Here is a 26,644-nt window from a genome sequence, read left to right on the forward strand (position 1 = left end):
CCTCTACTCTACGCGCATGGTTGCCGCGCTGTCCGCGGCCGACTTGGGATCGGCGTCAGTTTTGCGGACGACCAGAGTGGCGAAGCCATAGCGACACCCCTCATAATCGAAATCGGGAGGTGCATCCCATTGGGGGGTGTCAATCAACTGGCATCCCTTCATTCGGGGCAGCAACCGATCGGTCAGATCGGCAATCCTGTAAAGGCGTTCGTCCACCAGGGGCAACCGGGCGCCGGGACGATAGGCATCGTTGAAGTCGAGGGTCAGAACCGCAACGCCGTTCAATTTCAGCAAGGCGGCGATGTTCTCCGCAAATTTCCCGTCATCGGCCACATGCTCGATCACGGATGTCGAGAAGATTACATCATAACTTTCCTTATGCGTGCTGCGAAGCAGCATAAACCCGTCCAAGTCGGTATTGATGGCGGGGTCGATCTTGTCCACGCCCCACCCCAAAGCCGTCAAGGTTTCGGCCGCCGTATCCTCGAAGGAGCCGACGCAGAGTGTCCGCGGCGCGGCCGTCTTGCCAATGCCCGTCAGGATGCCCAACACCGTGTCCAGCACGAAGGCCTGCTGCACATTGGCTCGGGGAATTTTGCGCAGGATCAGGTCGGGGCATTTCTCCCGCATCAGCGCGACGACAGGTTCGTAGTGCGCGCGGGCCATATCGTCCAGCACCCGGTTGAAGGCAGGCTCCGATTGACCGGCCGGCCGCTCAGGCTTTGCCGGAGAAGCCGGTGCGGATGCTTGCGGCGCATCCCGTTCACCCGTCTGCCTCTTCAGCAGGATACCGAGCAGAATATCTTCCAAACGCTGCCGATAGCGCGCAGGTGACCAATCGTTGCGCAGCGAAACCAGTCCCGCCGTTCCGGCGGCTATGATCTGTTTAAGCGGCAACTGGTCCGCCATGATTTTGGGGCGAACATCACGCAGATGGCGGAACATGGGATTCATCGTCACCGCCAAAGGCCGATCCACCGCCAGTGCGTAATCCACGACACTGGAAATCCCGAGCATGTTTGGGCCGTTGTAGAAGAAGGCGTTCAGTGTGTTGGCGGACAGCCAGTCGAGAATACCTTCCCTATCCAGGAAATCATGCGTGATGGACAGGTGGATGCTGTCCTTGAACAGCAGGCGGCGGCAGCGTTCCACCGTGGCATGCGCCATCCGCCCCTCTGGATCGACCACATCGTTCCAGGGAATGTTCAGGCGGATGATTGCCTCATCGAACTCGTGCTGAACCCGCAGTATCAGCTCATCGAACCCCTTGTTCGGGGTGCCGAAACCGAAGCTGCCGATCGTCGGAATCCGAGGCGCTGGGGTTCGCATGGTGAAATAGGGAACATAGCGCCCGCAGGAAAACAGCCGCGGCCCCTCCAGGTTCAGGGTCGGGTCTGGAAGAATATGGTGACTGAAGCGGGGATCGTCCGGAACATCCACGTTTTGAGCAAATTCATGCCGAAGCTCGACACGCGGCAAGCCCGCATAGCGTGAAGACACCTCAGCCGTAAACCACGGCATGGTGCCGGGATTGTAGTTCAGCAGCAGCAGGTCCGGCCGCACCCGGTCGACCGATGTCTTCAAGGTCTCTGCGTCGTCGCACTCGCAATAATGCACAGTCAGAGATCTGGAGGACGACAATGCATCGGCCAGATTGCGGCCATACTCGTGGATGCCGCAACGCTGGGAGGCATGATTGACCACCAGAACGACGGGCAGCACCTCCGCTGTTCTTAGAGCCATAGATCCAGGCTTCGGATCCTTCTCCGCCTTCGGCGCATCGGCTTGGGGAAGAAGATGAAAATCTTGGAGAAGAGCGTGGAAGCGTTTTGCAAAGGTGGCGGGGCCCCAGAGGGAGCCCAGTTCACGAACGATCGGCGGCGAGCGCTCGAGTGAATCCTGCAAGCTCCAGTAAGGGTAGGGTGGGATATGCGCATGGATGTGTCGGAACGTCGGGTTGTCCGATACGGCCAGAGGCCGCCCGCTTACGATGGCTTGATCGGTGGTGGCGGACAAACCCGGCTGTTGCCGGGTGTAAAGAAAACAGTTCAGGCTGTTGCCGGCACACCAAGAGATCAGCTCTGCCTTGGAAAGGTATTTCCGCGTAAAGTCGATCTGAACGCCAGGTTTTGCCGCCTGCCGACAGAGACGTTCAAGATGGTCGGTATAATTCTCCCCGTGCAACAGGGCCGTACCGCCTGTGAAATCCCCGTCAGGAACATTAATCCGGACGATGGCTCTGTCGAATTCCCGATTGACGGCATCCACCACCAACTCGAAGCCTTTGCCGACAGTCGGAAAACCAAAACTGCCGATCACCGGGACTCCTGCCGGCGCGGACGGCAGGACAGCAAGAGGGGTTTCCAAAGGCCTGGGGAAGGGGTAGACACGGCCGTCAGCCGTCAGGGTTGGATCCAGGCAGATATAGGCGTCGAAATGTTCTCTGGGACAGAGAGCAAACGGATCTTCCGGAAGTGTTTCCAGAACGATCGTAAACACCCGGCCGCTTAGCCGGCGCAATCCAGATGTGTCCAGATCCGCCATGGCATAGGGGTGATAATTGAACACCCAAAAATCAATCGCTGAATCAGAGCTGAATCGATCGATATCGTTAAATCTTATATACTCTAACTCATAATGCTCCGATTGTTTTATGCAATCGAACACCATCAGTCCAGATTCATGAATGCTGCATCTTTCCTTCGATGTATTAACGAAGATGCCTCGCGCTTTTTTTTGCGTAGGTTGCCGCACCAAGTACTCTCCTATGCACGCCTCTGGCTGGATCGTTTGCAGCGTGGATTGCCCTCTTCAAACCAAAAAAGAGGGCAATCATCCTAACCTGATAGCATTCACTCTAGTCTGTTCATAGCGCGAAGTGTGGATGATGAATTTCTTGGGTAAATGATAACAGGCAATCTCAATTTCTTTTGATCGAGAGGTTACAGGAAGTGTCGCAATATTCGACCACTCCCTTACCCCACGATCTTCCACGACCCGTCGGGCTGGCGGCAGGCGGTGCCGAAGGCCTGTTCGGTGCGGCCGCCGACGACGATGGTCTGCTGGAACTCTCGGCAGTAGGAGCCGGAGCCGTCATAGCCGTCGCGGACCGGCACGATGGTGCCCTGGTTGCCGGACTGCGGGTTGTTCCAGCTGATCCGCTGGCCGATGGGGGCGCTGTAGGCCTGATAGGCGGCGCGGTCTGCATATTGCTGGTCGGCACGGTCGAGCGAGGCGCCGATCTCGCGGCCGGCGAAGGCGCCCAGCAGCGTGCCGATGCCCACCGCCACCAGCTTGCCCGAGCCGCCACCGAAGCGCGAACCGATCAGGCCGCCGGCGACGGCGCCGCCGACGGTGCCGACCCCCTCCTTGGTGCCCATCGACCCGGTCTGGCAGCCGGCCAGCGTGGTGGACAGCGCAAGCACGGCGACGGCAGCGATACGGGTGGGACGGGTGTGGGCACGCATCGGAGTGGGCTTTCTTTTTCGCAAAGGGAGCTGTCCCTGTTTATAGCGCAAGCGTTGCCTTTTGTGCAGCCGGTCCATCCCGTTTTCCCGTCACATTTCCGTGCGGCCCGCTCCTGTCGGACGATCAACGGGTGTCTTGCCATCCACCCGCTCCTGCGGCTATCTAGACGGAATGTTTCCACCACCATGAAGGGTGACCGCATGGCGGCCTACCAGGGATCCCTGCCATTGATGGGCGGCCTGTCGATGCGTCATCCCCGGCCTTCGGACGATGATTTCCTGCTGGGGCTGTTCATGGATGCCCGCCCCTGGCTCGCCCAGGCCCACCAGGACCGCGATTTTATCCGCACGCTGTACGAACAGCAGTACAGCGCCATGCGGACCGGGCAGGAAACCCGCTATCCGCAGCATCTGGATTTCGTCGTGGAGAAGGTCGGGCAGCCGGTCGGCCGGATCGTCATGGATCTGGGGCGCTGGGACTGGCGCGTGGCCGAGGTCGAAATCCACAAGCTCGCCCGCGGCAAAGGCATCGGCACCGATCTGCTGCGCAGCCTTCAGGGCTCGGCGATGCAACTCCGCCTGCCGATGACTTTGTCGGTGAGCGAAACGGAGACGCGTGTCCATTGGTTCTATCACCGGCTGGGTTTCGACCTGCTGGTACAGGCCCCGCCGATGCTGGAACTGATCTGGCTGCCGCCCGGCCATCCTGGCATCCAGCATCTGCCGCCGCAGATCCTGCCACCCCAGATGCGGCAGGGCGGCGTGGCCTGATCCCGGCCCATCCGGCCGGACATCTCCGGCAACACCACGAAAAGCGCCGTTCCCGCAGGAGGGGAACGGCGGTTCGGACAGGTGCGTTCCCGCCAAGCCGGTCAGTTGAACACGACTTCGAAACAGGCCCGCGCCGGGTCGCGAGGAGCCGTCCGCACGACATAGAAAGGCCCCATCGGCCCATCGACCGGGTGGTCGATCAGATAGCTGCCGTTCCACAGCTCGCTGCTTCCCAGTGTCTCGAACTTCAGGGCAAAGGACGTCCGCTTCGCCCAACGGGGGGTGAATTCCGGCCGTTCCCCGACCATGGTCAGCTCGACCTCGACGATCGCGGACCGGCCCTCCGGCTCTAGAAAGCGGAAGGTCTGTCCGACATGGGGGGAGAACTGATCGGCGGACAGCGTGCTGTAATCGGCAGTCATGATCGGAATCCCGGTGGCAGGGCGATGTTGCGCGGATCGTTTCGCGGATCGGGAACGCCCCGGCCCGCAGGATGCGGAACCGTGGCGCAAGCCTACCGTCAGTCGCGGCTCGGAAAAAGGCCCATGGTGACGATGTACATGGTGACCGCCAGATACGGCTGCAGATTGTTGATCGCGGCGGGCACCGCTTGGCCGCCGCCCGGGGACACCACCACCGCACCGCCGCCGCTCACCGTGACGGTGCCTGTGGCGGTGCCGACCAGATTGGCACCGGCGGCCGGGGCGGTGGCGGCGTAGGGACCGTCGGTCTGCCAATCGAGGCCGCCGCTCGGATCGCTGACCTTGATGCCGCCGAGATAGTTGGCGCCGCCCGTCGGCGTCGCCGAGGCACCCTGGCTCGTCGAGATCGGAATGGTCACGTTGGCGCTGATGGTGGAGGTGGAGGAACCGCCGGCCGGCGTGAAGCTGGCGGCGTGGGTGTGCAGCGGCAGGTTGGCCAAACCCAGCGTGGTCGAGGGGGTTCCGCCGTGGCTGCCTGGATTCAGGGTCAGATTTCCCAGATACGGGCTTGCGCCGGAACCGACCATGACGCGACCGCGCAGATCCGGCACGTTGAAGTTCGAGGTGGTGCCGCCGTACAAGGTGCCGATGAGCGCGAACAGCCCCTGGTACTGCGCCTGAGGCAGAGGCTGGCTCCAGCACTGGACAGTGCCCTGCGGCGCGAAGGTACCGGCGAACGGGAAGATCAGGCCAATATAAGCGTCCATGACGAAACCTCCGGTATGATTGAAGCGGAGTGAAGGGGACGGCGGCACGCCACCGCCTGAGCAGCGGAAGCGTCGGCTTCACGGGAAGGGCATGCCGAAATACCGCTCGGAGAGTCGGTATGGAGACGGGGCATCCCTTCTTGACGCCCCCCTTCATCCACCCCTGCGCAAACAAGGCAGGGAGCCCTGCGGCGACGGCCTCGGGCTTCAGCCCGCCTCAGTCGCGGGTCGGGTAAAGACCCATGGTGACGATGTACATGGTGACCGCCAGATACGGCTGCAGATTGTTGATCGCGGCAGGTGCCGCTTGGCCGCCACCCGGGGACACCGCCACCGTGCCGCCGCCGCCGCTCACCGTGACGGTGCCTGTGGCGGTGCCGACCAGATTGGCACCGGCGGCCGGGGCGGTGGCGGCGTAGGGACCGTCGGTCTGCCAATCGAGGCCGCCGCTCGGATCGCTGACCTTGATGCCGCCGAGATAGTTGGCGCCGCCCGTCGGCGTCGCCGAGGCACCCTGGCTCGTCGAGATCGGGATCGTCACGTTGGCGCTGATGGCGGAGGTGGAGGAACCGCCGGCCGGTGTGAAGCTGGCGGCGTGGGTGTGCAGCGGCAGGTTGGCCAAACCCAGCGTGGTCGAGGCGGTTCCGCCGTTGCCGCCCGGATTCAGGGTCAGGTTTCCCAGATACGGGCTTACGCCGGAACCGACCATGACGCGACCGCGCAGATCCGGCACCTTGAAGTTGACGTTATTGCCGCCGTACACGGTGACGATAATCGAATACAGCGCCTGGTTCTGTGCCGTGGGCAAATCCTGCCCCCAGCACTGGACAGTACCGTAGGGCGCGAAGGTACCGGCAAACGGAAAGATCAAGCCGAGATAGGCATCCATAATGAAAACTCCAATTTGACTTGGGCCGTTTGCCTGCCGGGGAGGTACTGTCCGCCCAAGGCATCGGGACCCTCGTTCGGGTAAGGTAGAAATCTTATCGAGATGCTCTCTAAAATCGAGAGTCGATCTGCGCCGAAGGCGAAAAAAAGACCTTGCCTTCGGGAAGGCGAATCATGGAGGTCAATCGCACAAGGCGATCGCATATCCAGGTATGTAATTCGGAGGCAAACCGTTTCCACATGCAGGAACGGGTTATGATCAGACTGAAACTATTCCAGCAGTTTTCACCGATTTGCTGCAAGATGAAACGCGTTTTGCACCGCACAAAGGCTGGAATGCTGGGCACCGTGCGCGAATCGTCGAAGTTTCCGATTCCAAGACATTGTGCATCCCCACGTAGAAAGGATATTTTTACCCTTGCCTCACACTTATAGGTAACCGCATTCGGCGTAGGACCGGGCGGTCTGGTGTCTGGCGAGGAGAAAGACGATGGCACGGGCACGGAATGCGAAGGGTATCGGCGGGGGAAAGCAATCCGGCGAGACGCGCAAACCATCCCCGTCCAGGTTCGCCATGGCCCTGGAACAGCGTTTCATGTTCGATGCCGCCGGTGCGGCGACGGCGAGCGACCCCACGGCCGCGGTTCAGCCGGACATCCATGCCGACCCCTCGACCGCCGACCAGGGCGCGGCGACGCATGCGGACGCCGGCGATGCGGTTCCGCCTGCCGCCTCTCCTCCGGCGGCCGATGTGTCCCTCGCCCCGCAGATTCTGCGGCAGGTCGATCCGGCGGCGAACGGTGGCCGGAAGGAGGTGGTGTTCATCGACACGGCCGTCGACGATTGGCTGTCGTTGGCGGAAGATGCCAAGGCCGGGGCGGAGGTCGTTCTGCTCGACGCCACCCAGGACGGTCTGGCCCAGATGGCCGATTGGGCGAAGACCCACAGTGGCTATGACGCCATTCACGTCGTGTCGCATGGCAACGAAGGCTATGTGAATCTCGGGACGCTGACACTGGACAGCCTGTCGGTGCAGGAGAGGGGAACCGATCTGGCGACCGTGGGAGCGTCCCTCACCACCGATGGCGACATTCTGCTGTACGGGTGTTCGGTCGCGTCGGGAAAGGGCACGACCTTCATCGCCGCTCTGGCGGAACGGACGATGGCGGATGTCGCGGCATCGGACAATCTCACCGGCGCTTCCGTGCTCGGCGGCGATTGGACGCTTGAGCGCCGCGTCGGACCTGTGGAAACCGCTGTCTTCGGCGACGTGGCGGCTCTCGCTTCCTACAATTCTCTGCTGACCGTCAGCTATTCCAAGCCCTCGACCAATGATTTCCCTTCCACCGCCCTTTCTGCCCGCGTGAAGGTCGGGGACTTCGACGGCGATGGCTACACCGATATTTTTTATCAAGACGGTGGGAATGGCTCCACCATCAAATTTGCAAGAAACACACAGGACGGAAAATTTTCCATCGTTACCGCCAATTCCGTGGGTTCTCCCTTCGCAGGCCTGACAATTCCCGACTTCACGACATCCAATACATTTGCATCCGATTACAACAACGATGGGAAGACGGATCTTTGGATTGCTGCCAATAATTCAACCGGCACTCTCATATTGAGTGGCCCGACGGGATACACTCTTGGGGACACAACAAATTTCCCGGCCCCTGCATTGTCGGGGCGCATCATTTCTGCTGATTTCAATGGAGATGGGTATGCCGACATTCTTTATCAGAATGGACCAAATGGATCTACAATCAAGTATGCCCAGAATAAGGGAGATGGCTCATTCGATATTATGGATGCCTCGAACAGCTCTTCTCCATTCAAGAATGTGACATTTTCCGATTTCGTGACATCAAGCACCTTCGTTGGCGATTACAACGGGGATGGGAAGGCGGATCTCTGGGTTGCTGCAGCCGGAGGCAAGGGAACCTTCATCGCCAGCAGCAGCACCGGCTATTCCACCACAACCTTTACGAATTCCCCGACAACGCCACTTACCAGAATCATTGTGGCTGACTTTAGCGGAACCGGATACTCTGACATTCTTTATCAGATTACAGGAAATGGAGGAAACATATATTATGTCAAGAACAACCGTGATGGCTCATTCGCAAATGCCGTTCTTGCAAGCGATTCTTCCTCTCCATTTTCAGGACTAACACTTCCTGACATTACCACTTCAAGTACATTTGCTGGCGATTACAACAATGATGGTGTTTTCGACTACTGGACGACTGCCAACGCTTCAAAAGGCACCCTGGTATCATCATCCGGCAGCGTTCCCCACCTGACCAGCTCCACCCCGTCCAGCGGAAATTCGACGTTCAGCACCTCGTCGAATATTGTCCTGAATTTCGATATGCCTGTCTATTTCGGGACAGGGAAAATAATAGTTCGCGATTATTCCACAGGCACAGCCGTTGTGAATATCGGTTCGTCCGATACCTCGCTTTACAGCGGCGATGGAAGCAACGCCATCACGCTGAACGTCTCAGGACTTTTGCAGTCTGGAACTCAATATTACATCGAGTTCCAGAAAAACTCCTTGCATGCATCGGATTCTACGATCTTCGGCAGGGCCGACCTCAATCTCAACACCAGAACCGGCATCACCAGCAAATCCTTCCTGTCCTTCACGACCGCATCGGGTGGAAACACCGCGCCGACGGCCACCATCACCAGCGCGCCCGACGTGACGTCGGCGGGCGGAACCAGCTACACGGTCCGCATCACCTATACCGACACGGATGGCACGATCGATTCCACGAGCATCGGCACGGACGACATCGCCATTGCGGGCCTGACGCTCAGCAGCTTCAACATCGTTTCCGGCAGCGGCACGAACACCACGGTGGTCGATTACACCTTCACGCCGCCGGGAGGGAGCTGGGACAATGCCGACAACAGCACCTACACCATCACGCTCGGCTCCGGGCCGGTAAAGGACAACGGAAATTCCGCCGTCACGTCCCTCACCACGGGGGCCGCGGACAACAGCATCAGCGTCAACGTTCCGGCAGCTCCCTCCAACACCAATCCGGTGATCGGCAACCTGGACGGCGACAACGTCACCTGGGCCGGCGAAGGCCAGACGGTGCTGCTGGATGCCGGCACCGCCGCCACCGCATCCGACACGGAGAACGGCGCCAGCAGCTGGACCGGCAGCGTCCTGACCGTCCGCCGCTCGGTCTCGGGCACGGCGACGCCGCTGGCGTCCGACCTCTTCTCGTTCAACAGCAACGCCGCCTTCTCGGAGAGCGGCGGCACCCTGCTGGACACGGCGAACGCCAACACCGCCTTCGCCACCGTCACCAACACGAACGGCACGCTGACCGTCACCTTCAACGGCAGCGCCACCGCGACGCTGATCCAGACGGTGATGCACAACATCCTGTACCGGAACGACACGCCGACCGGCGATACCGTGATCCGCTACAGCCTGACCGATGGCAACGGCGGCAGCACCACCGCCGACGTGACGGTGACCAGCGACACCATCTATGTCACCAACAACGCCGATGCCGGAACCGTCGATGTCTCGGACGGGGTCAGCCTGCGCGAGGCGGTGGCGATCGCCCTGGCCGACACCACCGGCACCCAGACCATCAAATTCGCCAGCGGGCTGGCCAGCGGCACCATCACGCTGGGCTCCGACCTGGCGGTGACGGAAAACCTGACCTTCGACGCCGACGCCGCCAGCGGCCTGACCATCGCTGGCAGCACCATCACCGTGTCGACCGGAACGGTGCTGACTCTGAACAACGGCAGCAGCGACACGCTGACCGTCTCCAGCAAGATCTCCGGCAGCGGTGCGGTGACCAAGAGCGGCGCCGGCACGGCGACGCTGAGCGGCGGCAACGACTACAGCGGCGCCACCACCGTCAGCGCCGGCACCCTGACGGTCAGCGGCGGCATCGGCGACAGCAGTGCTGTGACGGTGACGAGCGGCGCCACGCTGAACCTGTCCGGCAGCGAGACCATCGGGTCGCTGGCCGGCGGCGGCAGCGTCACGCTGGGCGGCAACACGCTGACAACCGGCGGCGCCAACACCAGCACGAGCTTCGACGGCGTCATCAGCGGCACCGGCGGCCTGACCAAGGCCGGCAGCGGCACCCTGACCCTGACCGGCACCAACAGCTACACCGGCGCCACCACCGTCAACGCCGGCACGCTGGCGCTGAACAGCAGCGCCGGCACCGCGCTCGCCGATGGCAGCGCGCTAACGGTGGCGAGCGGCGCCACGTTGACCCTGTCGTCGGCGACCGAGACCATTGGCACGCTGAGCGGGGTCAGCGGCGCCACGCTGGCGCTGGGCGGCAACGCCCTGACCGTCAACCAGGGCAGCAACGGGACCTTCAGCGGCGCCATCACCGGCACCTCGTCGGGCAGCCTGACGCTGACCGGCACCGGCAACAGCACGACCCTGACCTTGGACGGCACCAGCAACAGCAGCGGCTTCGCCGGCGGCATCACCGTCACCAAGGGCTGGCTGGAGGTGTCGGCCGACAGCAATCTCGGCGCCGGCACCCTGACGCTGAACGGTGGCACCCTGCGGCTCACCGCCACCGCCGCCACCATCGACAACGCCGTCGCCATCGGCAGCAGCGGCGGCACCATCAGCGTCGCCCCCAGCGGCGGCGACCTCACTTTGTCCGGCACCCTCAGCGGATCGGGCAACCTGACCAAGGCGGCCGGCGGCAACCTCACCCTGTCGGGCAACAACAGCGGCTTCAGCGGCGCCTTCACCATCAATGCCGGCACGGTGACGGTCAGCCACGCCAACGCGCTGGGCAGCACCGCCGGCGGCACCACGGTGGCGAGCGGCGCGGCGCTCGCCCTGTCGGGCGGCATCACCATCGCCGAGAACCTGACCCTCTCGGGCAGCGGCGTGTCGTCGGGCGGCGCGCTGATCAGCGCCAGCGGCACCAACACAGTCAGCGGCACCGTCACGCTGAATGCCGACACCACCGTCACCACCACCAGCGACCTGACCCTGTCGGGCGTGGTCAGCGGCAGCAGCGCCCTGACCAAGGCCGGCAGCGGCAGCCTGACCCTGTCCGGCAGCAACACCTACACCGGCGCCACCACCGTCAGCGCGGGAACCCTGTCGATCTCCGGCAGCGGCAACATCAGCGCCGCCGCCGTCACCCTGGCCGGCGGCACGCTGGAAAGCACCGGCAGCAGCGTTACCCTGGCCAACGACATCGCGCTGGGCACCGGCAACGGCACCGTCAGCGTCGGCAGCGGCAAGGCCCTGACCCTGTCGGGCGTCATTTCCGGTGCCAACACCCTGACCAAGGCCGGCAGCGGCACCCTGACCCTGTCGGGGGCGAACAGCTACACCGGCACCACCACCGTCAGCGCCGGAACCCTGGTGGCTGGGCACAACGATGCGCTGGGCACCACCGCCGGCAGCACCACGGTGTCGAGCGGCGCCACCCTGGCGATCGCCGACGGCATCTCGCTGGCCGAAGGACTGACCATCGCCGGCGCCGGCGTGTCGAGTGCCGGCGCGCTGCAGGTGACCAGCGGCAGCGCCACCCTCAGCGGCACCGTCGCCATGAGCGCCAACACCATCGTCGGCGTGTCAGGCAGCGGCCTGACCTTGTCGGGCGCGGTTTCCGGCGGTTTCAACCTGACCAAGAGCGGCAGCGGCACCCTGACCCTGTCGGGCGCCAACAGCTACACCGGCACCACCACCGTCAGCGGCGGCGCGCTGATCGTCACCGGCACGCTGAACGGGTCCAGCGCCGGCGCCGTCACGGTGGGCAGCGGCGCCACGCTGGCGGGAACCGGCACCGTCAACGGCGGGTTGACCATCCAGTCCGGCGCGACGCTGGCCCCCGGCGTGTCCGGCACCAACAGCGGCGTCGGCACCTTGACCGTCAATGGCGGGCTGACCATCCAGTCCGGCGGCACGCTGTCGGTCGATCTGGCCAGTTCCAGCAGCTACGACCAGGTGGCGGTCACCGGGGCTGTCGATGTCGGCAGCGCTACCCTGTCGGTCGCCGGCGCCTATGTGCCGACCAAGTCGGCCAGCGGTGACAGCTTCGCCATCGTCACCAACGACGGCAGCGATGCGGTCACCGGCACCTTCGCCTCACTGGCCTCGGGCGCCGCGATCACGCTGAACAGCGGATCGGTCACCATCGGCTATGCTGCCGGCACCGGCGGCAACGACATTGTGCTGACCGGGCCGGTCAACCAGGCGCCGGTGCTGGGCGGCACCGCCACCGGCCCGGTCAATGACAACGCCACCACCACGCCCTTCGCCGGCGTGACGGTGACTGATGCCGACGACACCACCGGCACCTTCACCGTCACCATCACCTACACCGCGGCCAACGGCACGCTGTCGAGCGCCGGCGGCGGGCTGAGCGGCACGGCCGGCAGCTACACGCTGACCGCCAGTTCGCCGGCCGCCCTGCAGACGCTGCTGCAGGCCCTGGTCTTCACCCCCACCAACAACCAGGTGGCGCCGGGCGGCACGGTTCAGACCACCTTCAGCCTGACCACCAGCGACGGGACGAGCAGCGGCACCGCCAACACCGGCACGGTGATCACCACCACCTCAATCAACGACGCGCCGACGGACATCGCGCTGTCGAACAGCTCGATCAGCATCTTCGAGGGCACCAACGGCGTGGTCGGCACCCTGTCGACCACCGACGCCGACACCGGCCAGACCCTGACCTACACGCTGGTCAGCGGCACCGGCGACACGAACAACGCGCTGTTCAACATCTCCGGCACCTCGCTGCAGGCGAACGACGCCGCCACCCTGACCGGCGGGCAGAGCTATTCGGTCCGCGTCCGGGTCAGCGACGGCACCGCCACCTACGAGAAGATTTTCAGCATCGGCGTGACCAACGACCTCGTGGTCGACGTCACCGCCATCGACAGCAGCGCGCCGGCCGGCACCTATGCGGCCGACAAGGCCGACGGCGGCGGCCTGGACCTGCGGGAAGCGATCGCGCTCGCCAACAACATTTCGGGCAACGTCACCATCCGCTTCGCCAGCACGCTGAACGGCACCATCACGCTGCCCGTCAGCCTGACGGTGCGCAGCGGCGTGACGCTGGCGATGGACAGCGACACCAACAACCGGTCGATCACCATCACCGGCAACGGCTTCACGCTGGGCAACAGCTTCGGCGTCAGCGTCGACACCGGCGACACGCTGACCATCAACTCGACGCTGGCCGACAACGGCACCGACACCGCGGCCCTGACCAAGAGCGGCGCCGGCACGCTGGTGCTGGGCGGCACCAACAACACCGCCAGCGGCAACACCGGCATCAACACCATCACCGTCGGTGCCGGCACCCTGTCGGTGGCGGGCGACGCCAACCTGGGCACCGATGCGGTGACGATGGCCGGCGGCACCCTGGCCGTCACCGGCGCCACCACCATCGACAACGCCATCGCCCTGTCGTCCGACAGCAGCATCACCAACGCCAACGCCGTCACCCTGTCCGGCGCCATCACCGGCAGCGGCGGCCTGACCAAGCTCGACAGCGGCAAGCTGACGCTGAGCAATGCCGGCAACAGCTGGTCCGGCGGCATCACGCTGCGCGGCGAGGTGGAGCTGGGCACCACCGGCACCATCGGCAGCGGCACCATCACGCTGAACGGCGGCACGCTGACCACCACGGCGTCCAGCCAGACGCTGACCAACGCCATCACCATCGGCAGCAACGACGGCACGGTGAAGACCGCCAACGCCCTGACCCTGTCCGGCATCGTCAGCGGCAGCGGCGCCCTGACCAAGACCGGCACCGGCACGGTGACCCTGTCGGGGACCAACACCTACACCGGCGCCACCACCGTCAGCGCCGGCACCCTGAGGACGTCAGGCGGCAGCGCCATCGGCGACAGCAACGCCGTATCGGTCGGGGCAAGCGGCACGCTGAACCTGTCGGCCAACGAGACCATCGGATCGCTGAGCGGCTCCGGCGCGGTGACGCTGGGGGTCTATACCCTCACCACCGGCGGCGCCAACAGCGACACGACCTTCTCCGGCGTGCTGTCCGGCACCGGCGGCCTGACCAAGACCGGCACCGGCACGCTGACCCTGACGGGCGCCAACAGCTACACCGGTTCGACCACCGTTTCCGCCGGCACGCTGGCGGCGAGCGGCAGCGGCACCGTCGGCAACGGCAGCGCGGTGACGGTTGCCTCCGGCGCGACCCTGAGTTCGACTGCGGCCAGCCTGTCGCTGGGGTCGCTGGCGGGTGACGGCACCGTCTCGATCGGCGCCAACACGCTGGAGGCCGGCAGCAACGACGCCAGCACCGGCTTCTCCGGCACCCTCAGCGGTTCCGGCGACTTCTACAAGCGGGGCACCGGCACGATGACGCTGTCGGGCACCAACAGCAGCAGCTTCACCGGCACCATGACGGTGCGGGACGGCGGCACGCTGAGCGTGGCCGGCGACGCCAACCTGGGCGCCGGCACGGTGACGCTGAACGGCGGCACGCTGACGGTGACCGGGGCGGGCACCATCGACAACGCCTTCGACACCGGGGTCAACGGCGCCACCATCGACACCGGCGTCGCCGTGACGCTGTCGGGCGCCATCGGCGGCAACGACGGCCTGACCAAGACGGGCAGCGGCACGCTGACCCTGTCGGGCACCAACACCTACACCGGGCAGACCACGGTTTCCGCCGGCACGATCAGCATCGCCGCCGACGGCAATCTGGGAACCGGCGCGGTCAACCTGGCGGCCGGAAGCAAGCTGCAGGTCACGGGCGCGACCACCATCGGCAACGCGGTCGCCCTGACCGGCGACGCCATGGTCCAGACCGACGCGGCCGTCACGATCAGCGGCAACATCACCGGCAACACCCGCACGCTGACCAAGTCGGGCAGCGGGACGCTGACGCTGTCCGGGACCAACAACACCTCCGGCTCCGGGGTCGGCGGGATCACGGTGACCACGGGAACCCTGGCGGTGGGGACATCCGCCAGCCTGGGCCAGACGACGCTGACGCTGGACGGCGGCACGCTGGCCTCGACGGCGGCCTTCAACAGCGGAATCGCCGTCGCGCTCGGCAGCGGCGGCGGCACCGTCGACGTCTCTTCCGGCTCTGTCACACTGAGCGGCACCGTCTCCGGCAGCGGCGGGCTGAGCATCGCCAGCACCAACGCCGGCAATGTCCTGGGACTTTCGGGAAGCAACACCTACACGGGCGGCACGACGCTGGGCAGCGGCATCCTGCAATTCGGCAGCGACACCGCGGTGGGAACCGGGACGCTGACGATCAACGGCGGCAAGGTGCGCGGGTCGGGGTCCACCGCGCGGACGCTCGCCAACAACCTCGTGCTGGGCGGCACGATGACGATGTCCGGTTCGGCGGCGCTGACCTTCACCGGCACCGTGGATCTGGGCGGCACGACCCGGACGGTCAACAACACCATCACCGAGGCCCTGACCTTGAACGGCGCGGTGTCGAACGGCTCTCTGACGGTGGCGAGCGGCGGCACCGGCGCGGTGGTGCTGGGCGGGACCAACAGCATGACCGGCATCACGGTGTCGTCCGGCACGCTGTCGGTCGCCGACGCCGCCAGCCTGGGATCCGGCACGACGACCCTGTCGGGCGGCACCCTGTCGATCACCGGCGCCACCACCATCGCCAACGCCATCGCGGTGTCGTCGGGGTCGACGATCAGCAACTCGGCGGCCGCGACGCTGTCGGGCGTGCTGTCGGGGTCGGGGGCGCTGACCAAGTCGGGCAGCGGCACCCTGACCCTGTCCGGGACCAACACCCACACGGGCGCCATCACGGTGTCGGCGGGCACGCTGGCGGCAACGGGCGGCAGCGCCATCGCCGACACGGGCGCGGTGACGGTTGACTCCGGCGCCACCCTGTCGCTGGGTGCTGCCGAGACCATCGGCTCGCTGGCCGGTTCCGGTTCCGTGTCGCTGGGCAGCTACACCCTGACCACCGGCGGCGACAACAGCAGCACCAGCTTCTCCGGTGCCATCGGCGGCACCGGCGGGCTGACCAAGACCGGCACCGGCACGCTGACCCTGTCGGGCACGAACACCTACAGCGGTGCCACCACCCTGTCGGCCGGCGGCCTGACGGTGTCGGGCGGCTCGGCGATCGGCGACACCAGCGCGGTGTCCGTCGCCTCCGGCACCACCCTGACCCTGTCGAGCGACGAGACCATCGGCTCGCTGAGCGGATCCGGCACGGTGGCGATCGGCGCCAACACCCTGACCACCGGGGTGAACAACACCAGCACCAGCTTCTCCGGCGCCATCACCGGCAGCGGCAAGGTGAGCCTGGACGGCACCGGCACCTTCACCCTGTCCGGCAGCAACGGCGGCCAGAGCTGGGCGACCAGCGTGCGGGACGGCTCGCTGACGATCACCGACGCCACCAACATCGGCACCGGCACGGTGACGCTGAACGGCGGCACCCTGACCGTCACCGGGTCGGGCGTCACCCTCGGCAACGCCATCCAGTTCTGGGTGAACGACAGCACCATCGTCAACGCCAACGCCGTGACACTGTCCGGCGTGCTGTCGGACAGCGCCGGCTTCACCAAGTCGGGGGCCGGCACGCTGACCCTGTCGGGCGCCAGCACCTACAGCGGCTCCACCACCGTGGCGGCGGGCACGCTGCTGGTGACGGGGGCGCTGGGTGGCACCTCCGGAATGACAGTCAATTCCGGCGCCACCCTGGCCGGCACCGGCAGCATCTTCGCCGCCAGCTCGTCCAACACGCTGACGGTCGCGTCCGGCGCCACGCTGGCGCCCGGCATCGCCGGGGCCAACAACGGCATCGGCGCGCTGACCGTCAACGGCAACCTGTCGCTGAGCGGCACCCTGGCGGTCGAGATCGCCGGCACCACCACCGCCGGCACAGACTATGACCAGGTGATCGTCAGCGGCGGCGTCACGCTGTCCAGCGGCTCCAGCGCCGTCACCGTCATCCGGGTCAACGGTTTCGCCGCCATCAACGCCGCCACCTACAAGGTGATCGACCAGACCGGCGTCGGGCCGGTGTCCAGCACCCTGTCGGGGCTGGCGCAGGGCGCCACGCTGAGCAGCAACAACGACCTCTACACGGTCGATTACGCCGGCGGCACCGGCAACGACCTCGTCCTGACCTCGCTGGTCAACCCGACCGTCTCGTCGGTCAGCGCCAGCACCGCCGACGGCAGCTACAAGGCCGGCGACACCATCACGATCACCGTCACCTTCAACCGGGCGGTGACGGTGACCGGCACGCCGACGCTGGCGCTGGGCAACAACAGCCGGACCGCGACCTACGCCAGCGGGTCGGGCACCACCACGCTGAGCTTCACCTACATTGTGCAGGCCGGCGATACCTCCGCCGACCTCGACTACGCCTCCACCACGGCACTGGCGCTGGGCGGCGGCACCATCGTCGACAGCTCCACCAACCTCGCCGCGATCCTGACGCTGGCGACGCCGGGGGCGGCCAACTCGCTGGGGGCCAACAAGGCGATCATCATCGATACCACGGCGCCCGGCGCGCCGAGCGCGGCCGACATGACCGCCGGCACCGACACCGGCACGTCCAACACCGACGACATCACCGGCAACGCCACCCCGACCTTCACCGGCACGGCGGAGCCGAACAGCACGGTCCGGCTGTACGACACCGACGGCACCACGCTGATCGGCACCGGCACGGCGGACGGCAGCGGCAACTGGTCGATCACAGTCTCCACCCTGACGCCGGGCAGCCACACCATCACCGCCAAGGCGACCGACGCCGCCGGCAACACCTCGACCGCCTCGACCGGCCTGCCGATCACCATCGACACCGCGGCGCCGGCCACCCCGGGCACGCCGGTCCTGGCGACGGCCAGCGACACCGGCACCTCGAACAGCGACGGCATCACCCGGACCGCCACCCCGACCGTCAGCGGCACGGCGGAGGCGGGATCCACGGTGACGCTGTACGACACCGACGGCACCACCGTGCTGGGCACGACGACCGCAGACGGCTCGGGCAACTGGACCATCACCAGCTCCACCCTGGCGCCGGGCACGCACAGCCTCAGCGTCAAGGCGACCGACACCGCCGGCAACACCTCCACCGCCTCGTCCGGCCTGTCGGTGACGGTCGACACCACGGCGCCGACGGTGTCGTCGGTGACCGCCTCGACCGCCAACGGCACCTACAAGGCCGGCGACACCGTGTCGATCCAGGTCGTCTTCTCCGAAGCGGTGACGGTGACCGGCACGCCGACCCTGGCGCTGGGCACCGGCCGGACCGCGACCTACGCCAGCGGGTCGGGCGGCACGACGCTGACCTTCACCTACGTCGTGCAGGCCGGCGACACCGCGTCGGACCTCGACTACGCCTCCACCGCGGCGCTGTCGGGCACCATCGCCGACATCGCCGGCAACAGCGCGACGCTGACCCTGCCGGCGACCGGCAGCGGGTCGTCGCTGGCCGGGACCAAGGACATCGCCATCGACACCACCGCTCCGACGGTCACCGCCGTCTCGGCGGTGAACGGCACCTACCGGGCCGGCGAGACCATCGACGTCACCGTCACCTTCTCCGAAGCGGTCGCCGTCACCGGCACACCGGGCTTCGGCATCACGCTGGACAACGGCACGGTGGTGCAGGCGACCTACCTGTCGGGCTCGGGCGGCACGGCGCTGACCTTCCGCTACACCGTCGGCAGCAATCTGGTCGATGCCGACGGCATCGGCATCGGCGGCTCGATCAGCGGCGGCAGCATCGCCGATCTGGTCGGCAACAGCGCCATCCGCACGCTGAGCGGCATCGCCAGCATGGCGGGCGTGCGCATCGACAGCGCCCCTCCCACCGTCACCAACGTCACCTCCAGCACCGACAACGGCACCTACACCACCGGCCAGACCATCTCGATCCAGGTGACCTTCAGCGAGGCGGTGGCCGTCAGCGGCACGCCGACGCTGGCGCTGAACACCGGCCGCACCGCCGCCTACAGCAGCGGGGCCGGCACCAACACGCTGACCTTCACCTATACGGTGCAGGCCGGCGACACCGCCGCCGACCTGGACGCCGTCGGCACCTCGGCCCTGGCGGGATCGATCACGGACATCGCCGGCAACGCCGGCGTCCTGACCCTGACGATGCCGGGCGACGTGCGGTCGCTGGGGCTGAACAAGGACATCGCCATCGACACCACGGCGCCGGCCATCCGCAGCGTCGTCGTGCCCAACGACGGCGTCTACGGCCTCGGCAAGACGCTGAGCTTCTACATCCAGGCCAGCGAGGTGGTGATCGTCAACGGCACCCCGACGATCACGCTGGACATCGGCGGCCAGACCCGTCAGGCGGTCTACACCCCCGCGGGCAGCAGCGGGACGATCCTGCGCTTCGACTATGTGGTGCAGGCGGGCGACAGCGACGGCGACGGCATCGCCGTCACTGGCCTGAACCTCAACGGCGGCAGCATCACTGACAAGGCCCGCCTCCCGCTGCCCACGGCGCTGACCGGCGTGCCGGGCCTGCAGAACGTCCTGGTCGACACCGTGGCGCCGGACACCCCCTCGGCCCCGGTGCTGGCGCCCGGGCAGGACACCGGCACCTCCGTCACCGACGGGGTGACCAACCTCAACCGCCCGACCCTGGGCGGCACGGCGGAAGCCGGATCCACCGTCACCGTCCTGGTCGACGGCGTGGCGGTCGGCACCACCATCGCCGGCTCCGACGGCAGCTGGAGCTTCACGCCGTCCACCCCGCTGGCCGATGGCACCCATGCCGTCACCAGCCGGGCGACCGACCGCGCCGGCAACAGCAGCGGCACCTCGGCGGCGCTGACGCTGACCATCGACGCCACGGCGCCGGTGCTGTCGACCCCGGCGATCTCCGGCGTCGACAACACGGCCAACGCCATCTCCACCAGCCGTCCGACCCTGACCGGAAGCGCCGATCCGAACAGCACGGTCACGGTCATCGTCGACGGCGTCGCCGTCGGCACGGCCACGACCGGCAGCGACGGCCGCTGGAGCTTCGCCGTCACCGCCCCGCTGGCCGACGGCAGCCACAGCGTGGTCACCACCGCCACCGACCGCGCCGGCAACATCGGCCGCTCGGGCACGCTGAGCCTGACGGTCGACACCCAGGCCCCGACGGTGTCCGGCGGCACCAATCCGACGTTGAACGCCGGCGGCACGGCGACACTGGGAACCGCGGTGTCGCTGTCGGATGCCAGCTCGCTGAACCGGGTGACAGTCACCCTGACCGACGCCCGCAGCGGCGACGAGCTGGTGATCGGCGCCCTGCCGGCCGGCATCACCGCGACCCGCGACGGCGCCGGCATCGTGCTGACCGGCGTGGCGTCGGTCGCCGACTATCAGGCGGCGGTGCGGGCGATCGGGCTGCGGTCGAGCGCCAGCGACCCGAGCTTCGCCGGCACGGCGACCAGCCGGTCGATCAGCATCCAGGCCCGTGACCTCGTCGGCAACAGCTCCACCGCGACCACGGTGACGGTCGCGGTGGCCCGCGTCACGACGACGACCACATCCCCCACCAACACGACCAACACCCCGGCGACCACCACGCCGGTCACCGGCAGCGGCAACGGTCCGTCGCAGTCCAGCAGCTCCGTGACCGGTTCCTCGTCGAACGGTCCGTCCTCCAACGCTTCGTCGTCCGGCAGCGTGCTGGGCGGCAGCGTGCTGGGCGGCATCGGCGGGGCCGGGCCGAGCCTGCCGGGCGGTGGCAGCAGCGGCAGCGCCGGCATCCCCGGCAGCTCGTCCAGCACGGATGCCGGCCGGTCGGTGACGCTGGGCAGCGTCAGCGGCAGCTCGTCCAGCACGGACGCCGGCCGGTCGGTGACGCTGGGCAGCGTCAGCGGCAGCTCGTCCAGCACGGATGCCGGCCGGTCGGTGACGCTCAACAGCATCGGCGGTGGTTCCTCCGGCTTCGGCAGTTCCAGCAGCGGACTGGGGGGAAGCAGCCTCGGTGGCGGGTTGGGTGGCGGTTTGGGCGGTGGCCTCGGCGGCGGTCTTGGTGGCGGGCTGGGCAGCGGCATTGGCAGCGGCAGCCTGGGCGGCCCGGGCCTCGGTGGCACGGGCCTCGGCGGCACCGGCACCGGCGGCACGCCCGGAGGGACCGGCACGGGGACCGGAAGCGACACGGGAACCGCCACCGGCGGCACCACGACCGGCACGGGCGGCACGACTCGCACCGGCACCACCGGCCAGGGCACTCCCGGCCAGACCGGCACGCAGGGCACCGGCCAGAACAACGGTCAGGGCCAGCTTCAGGGCCAAGGCCAGGACCGGGGGACCGGCCTCGGCACCGGGCAGGGCCGCGGCCCGACGGCCGGACAGCCGGGGAACCAGGGCCAACAGGGTCAGCAAGGTCAGGGCCAGCAAGGTCAGGGCCAGGGCGAGCAGCAGGGCCAGCCGCAAAACCAGGGCGCTCCCCAGGATGGCGGCGGCTCCCCGGCGGACGGCAGCGGCCGGCCGGCGGAGCATGGAGCGGACACCCGCGCCGAGATCATGCCGGTCTCCCCCGGCTTCGCCCGCCAGGTCGCCCGCGCCCATGGCGGCCCGGCCGGCGCCACCGACCTGCTGGCCGCACTCGCCAGCCACGTCCTGCCCGACAGCCGGGCCGCCTGACGGCGGCCCGGCTCCCCATTCTTCCCACCCGGGGTCCTTCCCGCCGTCCTTTCCATTCCCGCGTCGCTTTTCCCTCATCCAATCCTTTTCCGCCGAACGGAATTGCTCCCACCATGAAGACTTCGACCGCTCACCTCCGCCGCCGCTTGCTTTCTTCGGTGGTTCCCGTCGCCGTTCTGACGGCATCCCTGCTGGCCGCGGGCTGCGCGGTCAAACCCGAGCCGCTGACGGCCGAGGAGAATCTGGCGCGCGTCCGCAAGGATCTGGGTGTCGTGCTGACCCCGCAGGAGCCGCTGACCAAGGCGGTCTCGATGGACGAGGCGATGGCGCGGGCCATCAAGTACAACCTCGACGAACGCGTGAAGCTGATGGAGGTGGCGGTCGCCACCGACCAGCTGGACCTGTCGCGCTATGACATGCTGCCGCGCGTGGTGGCGGCGGCCGGCTATGTCGGGCGCAACAACGACGCCGGGTCGGAGAGCCTGAACCTCGCCACCGGCCGGCGGACGGGCGAGAGCACCACCGCCACCGACAGGCACCGCCGCACCGGCGACCTCGCCTTCACCTGGAACGTGCTGGACTTCGGCGTCAGCTATCTGCGGGCGCGGCAGAACGCCAATCTGGTGCTGATCGCCGACGAACGCCGCCGCCGCGTCGTCCAGGGCATCATGCAGGACGTGCGCACCGCCTATTGGCGCGCCGTCGCCGCCGAGCGCCTGCTGAAGCGCCTGGCGCCGCTGGAGAAGCGGGTCGAGGGCGCCCGCCGCGACGCCCGCACGCTGGAGGCGCTGCGCGTCCAGGCGCCGCTGCAGGCGCTGAACTACACCCGCACCCTGGTCGAGACGCTGCGCCAGCTGCAGTCGCTGCGCCGCGAGCTGGTGGCGTCGAAGTCGCAGCTGGGCGCGCTGATGGGCCTGCCACCGGGCGAGCCGTTCGAGATCGAGATGCCGGCGGCCAGCGTCATGCAGTCGCCGCCCAAGCTGGATATCGGCGCCGAGGCGCTGGAGACCTACGCCCTGCTGAACCGGCCGGAGCTGCTGGAGGAAAGCTACAACCAGCGCATCTCCGCCGACGAGACCTGGCGGTCGCTGCTAAAGCTGCTGCCGGGCATCGACGTCAACGCCGCCCTGCGTTACGACAGCAACAGCTTCCTGGTGAACCAGCGCTGGGCCGATTACGGCGCGCGGATCAGCTGGAACCTGATCAACCTGGTGTCCGCCCCCGCCACCAAATCCTATGCCGAGGCGCAGGAGGAGCTTGTCGCCTTCCGCCGTCAGGCGCTGAGCATGGCGGTGCTGAGCCAGGTGCATGTGGCGGTGCTGCAGTACCGCGAGCTGAAGCAGGAATTCGCCCTGACCGCCGAGCAGGCCGACCTCGATACCCGCATCCGCTCGCAATACACCAACGTCGGCGAGGCCGGGCAGGTGGGCGAGCTTGGCGTGATCCAGTCGGAGGTGACGGCGCTGCTGTCCGACCTGCGCCGCGATCTGGTGCTGGCCGACCTGCACAACGCCTATTCCCGCGTGATGGTGTCGGCCGGCGTCGACCCGCTGCCCGAGACGATGGCGGCCGACGATCTGCCGACCCTGACCCAGGCGGTCGGCAGGGGCCTGTCCTCCTGGCAGGAGCGCGCCAACAGCGTGATGCGCGTCAAGGATCTGATGGCCGCGCCCAAGGCCGCCGCCCAGGATGCCCCGAAGGACAGCAGGGCCGAAGCGGCGAAGCCGGAAGCCCCCAAGCCGGAGCCGGTCAACAAGCCGGTTCCGGTCACGGCCGCCCCCACTCCGGCCCCTGCCCCGGCTCCCGTTGCAGCCGAACCGGCTCCGGCCGCCACGCCCGTCGTGATGGCCTCCTCCGCAGCGCCGCTGCCTGCGTCCTCTCCCGCTCCTGCCCCGGTGCCGGTTCCCGCTCCGGTTCAGGCCGCCGCTCCGGCTCCTGCCCCGGCAGCACAAACCGCCACCCCGGCGGCCGCCCCGGTTGCGACGGCCTCCTTCTCTCCCGTTATCCAGGCCGATCTCGGGGCTTACGCAAGCCACAGGTTTGCCGAGCGGGAATGGAGTATCATCGCGGGACGCCGGGGAACGGAAGGCAACGGGGTTGGCGCCCTGTATGTCGCCACCCGGCGCAGCGAGGACGGCAAGACCATCGTCCAGCTGCGCGCAGGCGGTTTCGCCGACCGCGCCGCGGCCGAACGGTTCTGCCATCGTGTGAAGGATAGTCAGCGGGAATGCACTGTTCGTACCCTTTCGGCCCAAGAGCAGCAGTCCGACAGCCAGACCGCCGATCGGCTCGCGTCGCTGTGATCCGTCCCGGTGGCTGGCCCGGTGCCTGCCTCGATGTCCGGTCCGGCATTGCCGCCGGCGCCGCTCTCCTGATCGCGCTGCTGGGTGGGGGCCTCGCCTCCACCCCGGCGGTGGCCCAGGATGCGTCGCAGGGACAGGTCCGCGCCCTGATCGAGGCCCGGCGGCACGCCGTCCTCTCCTCCGAAATCCCCGGCCGCATCGCCCGCATGAGCGTCGATGCCGGCCAGAGCTTCAAGGCCGGCGAGCTGCTGGTCGGCTTCGACTGCTCCAGCTATCAGGCGGAGCTGGACGGCGCCCGCGCCCAGCTGAACGCGGCCGAGGTGACGGCGCGGGTCAACCGGCGCCTGAACAGCCTGCGCTCCATCGGCGAGGCGGAGGTGCAACTGGCCGAGGCCAAGGCCCAGGTCGCCCGCGCCGATGTCCGCAAGGCCGAGGAGCAGGCCCGGCGCTGCGACATCAAGGCGCCCTTCGACGGCCGGGTGGTCGAACGCCGCATCCAGGAGCATGAGTCGGTCGCCGCCGGCGCGCCGCTGCTGGAGATTCTGTCCGACCGCGACCTGAAGGTGGAGCTGATCGTCCCCTCCTCCTGGCTGGTCTGGCTGAAACCGGGGCAGCGCTTCGACCTGCGCGTCGACGAAACCGGCGCCACCCTGCCCGGCGAGGTCGTGCTGCCCGGTGCCAAGGTCGATCCGGCCAGCCAGTCGGTGAAGGTCACCGCCAAACTGACCAGCGAGGGCGTTCCGTCCGGCATGATCGCCGGCATGAGCGGCACTGCCATCTTCCCAGAACCGGCGGTGTCTTCCCTGCCGGCTGGAAACCAGGGGGGCACCCCCAAGCCCGGAACCGCGAAGCCATGAGCGCCGCCATGGCACAGACTTCATCACCCCAGACCCCGCCCCAGCAGGCGGCTCCGCCGCAGGGAACGCCCCAAGGGGTGCCGCAGGGAAGCGCCCAGCCCGTCAACAGCCTGCTGATGCTGCTGGAGTTGCAGCGGCAGGCTTGGCGGCAGGCGACGGCGCCGGAGCTGCGCTATCACATCGTCAACCAGACCCGCCGGCTGATCGCCTATCGCCAGGCGGCCTTCCTGGCGGTGGGCGAGCGCGGACGGGCGACGCTGGAGGCGGTGTCCAACATCGCGGTGCTGGAGCCGAACGCCCCCTTCGCCCAATGGCTGGAGGAGGCGGTGCGCGCCGTCGCCACCGGGGATGACGCCAACAGCGTCCATGTCGTCGATCCCGCCACCCTGCCCGCCTCCGTGCGCAGCGCCTGGGGTGAATGGGGACCGGCGCAGGTGCTGTGGTGCCCGCTGCGCAAGCCGGAAACCCCGCGGGAGGCGCCGCTGGGCGCCCCCGGGGGAGCAGCGCCCGGCACCGCGGCGGAGGCCGCGCCGCCGCTGGCCGGCCTGTGGCTCGGCCGTGACGAGCCCTGGACCGATGGTGAAATCCTGCTGCTGAGCCATCTGGCCGAAGGCTACGGCCATGCCTGGTGGGCGCTGTCGGGCAAGCGGGCGAAGCGGCATGGGCTGCGCGGGGCCCTGCTGCCGCTGCTGGTGCTGCTGGCCATCGCCGGCGCACTCGCCATCCCGGTGCCGATGTCGACCCTGGCCCCGGCCGAGATCCAGACCAGCAACCCGGTGATCGTCGCCGCCCCGCTGGACGGCGTGATCGAGCGCTTCCATGTGCAGCCGAACCAGCCGGTGGCTGCCGGCCAGCCCCTGTTCAGCTTCGAGTCCACCGTCCTGCGCAGCCGCTTCGAGGTGGCGCGCAAGGGGCTGACACAGGCGGAGGCCGAGCTGCTGACCGCCTCGCAGGCCGCCTTCGCCGACCCGCAGACCAAGGCGCGCATCGCCCAGCTCCGCGCCCAGGTGGAGTTGCGCCGCGCCGAGATGGCGCTCGCCCGCGACCTGCTGGAGCGGGTGACGGTGAAGGCCGAGCGTGCCGGCATCGCCGTCTTCACCGACGTCAACGACTGGCTGGGCAAGCCGGTTTCGGTGGGCGAGCGCGTGCTGACCCTGGCCGACCCGCAGGCGCCGGAAATCGACATCATGGTGCCGGTCGGCGACGCCCTGGTGCTGGAGCCGGGTTCCCCGGTGGAGCTGTTCCTGAACGTGGATCCGCTCCACCCCCTGCAGGCGCGGCTGACCCATGCCAGCTACGAAGCCGGCCTGTCGGCCGCCGGCGTGCTGTCCTACCGCGTCAAGGCGGCGCTGGAAGCAGGAGAGGCCCCGCCCCGCATCGGCCTGCGCGGCACCGCCAAGATCCTGGGCGACCGCGTGCCGCTGGCGCTTTACCTGTTCCGCCGCCCGCTGGCCCTGCTGCGCCAGTCGCTGGGCATCTGAGGCCCTGCCCCGAGGCAGCCCCCAAGGCAAACCCGAGGACTCCCGTGTCCATCGCCCTCACCC

At 67.4% G+C, this 26,644-nt stretch carries 10 protein-coding genes and 1 pseudogene; 6 read left to right on the plus strand and 5 right to left on the minus strand.

Annotated features, from left to right (window positions below; translation table 11 throughout):
* Positions 1-3 precede the first annotated feature (3 nt).
* The gene (locus GBZ48_RS19245; protein WP_174472471.1) at positions 4-2,670 is read right to left on the minus strand and encodes a class I SAM-dependent methyltransferase; all 2,667 of its coding nucleotides are present in this window, start codon (positions 2,668-2,670) and stop codon (positions 4-6) included.
* 305 nt (positions 2,671-2,975) lie between these two features.
* Positions 2,976-3,467 (minus strand): RT0821/Lpp0805 family surface protein, encoded by a 492-nt coding sequence (locus GBZ48_RS19250; protein WP_174472472.1) that lies wholly within the window; start codon positions 3,465-3,467, stop codon positions 2,976-2,978.
* A gap of 186 nt (positions 3,468-3,653) precedes the next feature.
* Between GBZ48_RS19250 and GBZ48_RS19255 the strand changes: the two genes are divergently transcribed.
* Positions 3,654-4,238, plus strand: coding sequence for a GNAT family N-acetyltransferase (locus GBZ48_RS19255; RefSeq protein ID WP_246307305.1), 585 nt, complete (start codon positions 3,654-3,656; stop codon positions 4,236-4,238).
* Between the two features lie 101 nt (positions 4,239-4,339).
* On the opposite strand, the gene GBZ48_RS19260 is transcribed toward GBZ48_RS19255, so the two are convergent.
* The 3 genes from GBZ48_RS19260 to GBZ48_RS19270 form a co-directional block, all read right to left on the minus strand.
* Positions 4,340-4,660 carry a DUF6916 family protein gene (locus GBZ48_RS19260; RefSeq protein ID WP_174472473.1) on the minus strand — a complete coding sequence of 107 codons (321 nt, stop codon included), beginning with the start codon at positions 4,658-4,660 and terminating at the stop codon, positions 4,340-4,342.
* A gap of 98 nt (positions 4,661-4,758) precedes the next feature.
* On the minus strand, positions 4,759-5,427 hold the full coding sequence (locus GBZ48_RS19265) for a phage tail protein (RefSeq protein ID WP_174472474.1): 669 nt from the start codon (positions 5,425-5,427) through the stop codon (positions 4,759-4,761).
* A gap of 217 nt (positions 5,428-5,644) precedes the next feature.
* Positions 5,645-6,316 (minus strand): phage tail protein, encoded by a 672-nt coding sequence (locus tag GBZ48_RS19270; protein WP_174472475.1) that lies wholly within the window; start codon positions 6,314-6,316, stop codon positions 5,645-5,647.
* Between the two features lie 594 nt (positions 6,317-6,910).
* Here GBZ48_RS19270 and GBZ48_RS37075 point away from each other — a divergent pair.
* The 5 genes and pseudogenes from GBZ48_RS37075 to GBZ48_RS19290 all read left to right on the plus strand — a co-directional run.
* Positions 6,911-8,221, plus strand: a pseudogene (locus GBZ48_RS37075) (DUF4347 domain-containing protein); the annotation flags it as partial.
* Positions 8,222-8,335: 114 nt separating this feature from the next.
* A complete protein-coding gene (locus GBZ48_RS19275; protein ID WP_425486003.1) occupies positions 8,336-21,940 on the plus strand; it encodes an autotransporter-associated beta strand repeat-containing protein in 13,605 nt (4,534 codons plus the stop codon).
* Between the two features lie 113 nt (positions 21,941-22,053).
* Complete coding sequence (locus tag GBZ48_RS19280) at positions 22,054-24,243, plus strand: TolC family protein (protein ID WP_211105810.1); 2,190 nt, start codon at positions 22,054-22,056, stop codon at positions 24,241-24,243.
* Positions 24,240-25,100 carry an efflux RND transporter periplasmic adaptor subunit gene (locus GBZ48_RS19285; RefSeq protein WP_343049602.1) on the plus strand — a complete coding sequence of 287 codons (861 nt, stop codon included), beginning with the start codon at positions 24,240-24,242 and terminating at the stop codon, positions 25,098-25,100. Before GBZ48_RS19280 ends, GBZ48_RS19285 begins: the two co-directional genes overlap by 4 nt.
* On the plus strand, positions 25,097-26,581 hold the full coding sequence (locus GBZ48_RS19290) for an efflux RND transporter periplasmic adaptor subunit (protein ID WP_174472477.1): 1,485 nt from the start codon (positions 25,097-25,099) through the stop codon (positions 26,579-26,581). Before GBZ48_RS19285 ends, GBZ48_RS19290 begins: the two co-directional genes overlap by 4 nt.
* The last annotated feature ends 63 nt before the right edge of the window (positions 26,582-26,644 follow it).

Source organism: Azospirillum melinis (genome assembly GCF_013340935.1).
Classification (GTDB): domain Bacteria; phylum Pseudomonadota; class Alphaproteobacteria; order Azospirillales; family Azospirillaceae; genus Azospirillum; species Azospirillum melinis.

Bases quoted from the DNA above. Each gene is read 5' to 3' on its own strand.
- GBZ48_RS19245 (WP_174472471.1), bottom strand. From the start codon at position 2,670: ATGGTGTTCGATTGCATAAAACAATCGGAGCATTATGAGTTAGAGTAT.
- GBZ48_RS19250 (WP_174472472.1), bottom strand. From the start codon at position 3,467: ATGCGTGCCCACACCCGTCCCACCCGTATCGCTGCCGTCGCCGTGCTT.
- GBZ48_RS19255 (WP_246307305.1), top strand. From the start codon at position 3,654: ATGAAGGGTGACCGCATGGCGGCCTACCAGGGATCCCTGCCATTGATG.
- GBZ48_RS19260 (WP_174472473.1), bottom strand. From the start codon at position 4,660: ATGACTGCCGATTACAGCACGCTGTCCGCCGATCAGTTCTCCCCCCAT.
- GBZ48_RS19265 (WP_174472474.1), bottom strand. From the start codon at position 5,427: ATGGACGCTTATATTGGCCTGATCTTCCCGTTCGCCGGTACCTTCGCG.
- GBZ48_RS19270 (WP_174472475.1), bottom strand. From the start codon at position 6,316: ATGGATGCCTATCTCGGCTTGATCTTTCCGTTTGCCGGTACCTTCGCG.
- GBZ48_RS19280 (WP_211105810.1), top strand. From the start codon at position 22,054: ATGAAGACTTCGACCGCTCACCTCCGCCGCCGCTTGCTTTCTTCGGTG.
- GBZ48_RS19290 (WP_174472477.1), top strand. From the start codon at position 25,097: ATGAGCGCCGCCATGGCACAGACTTCATCACCCCAGACCCCGCCCCAG.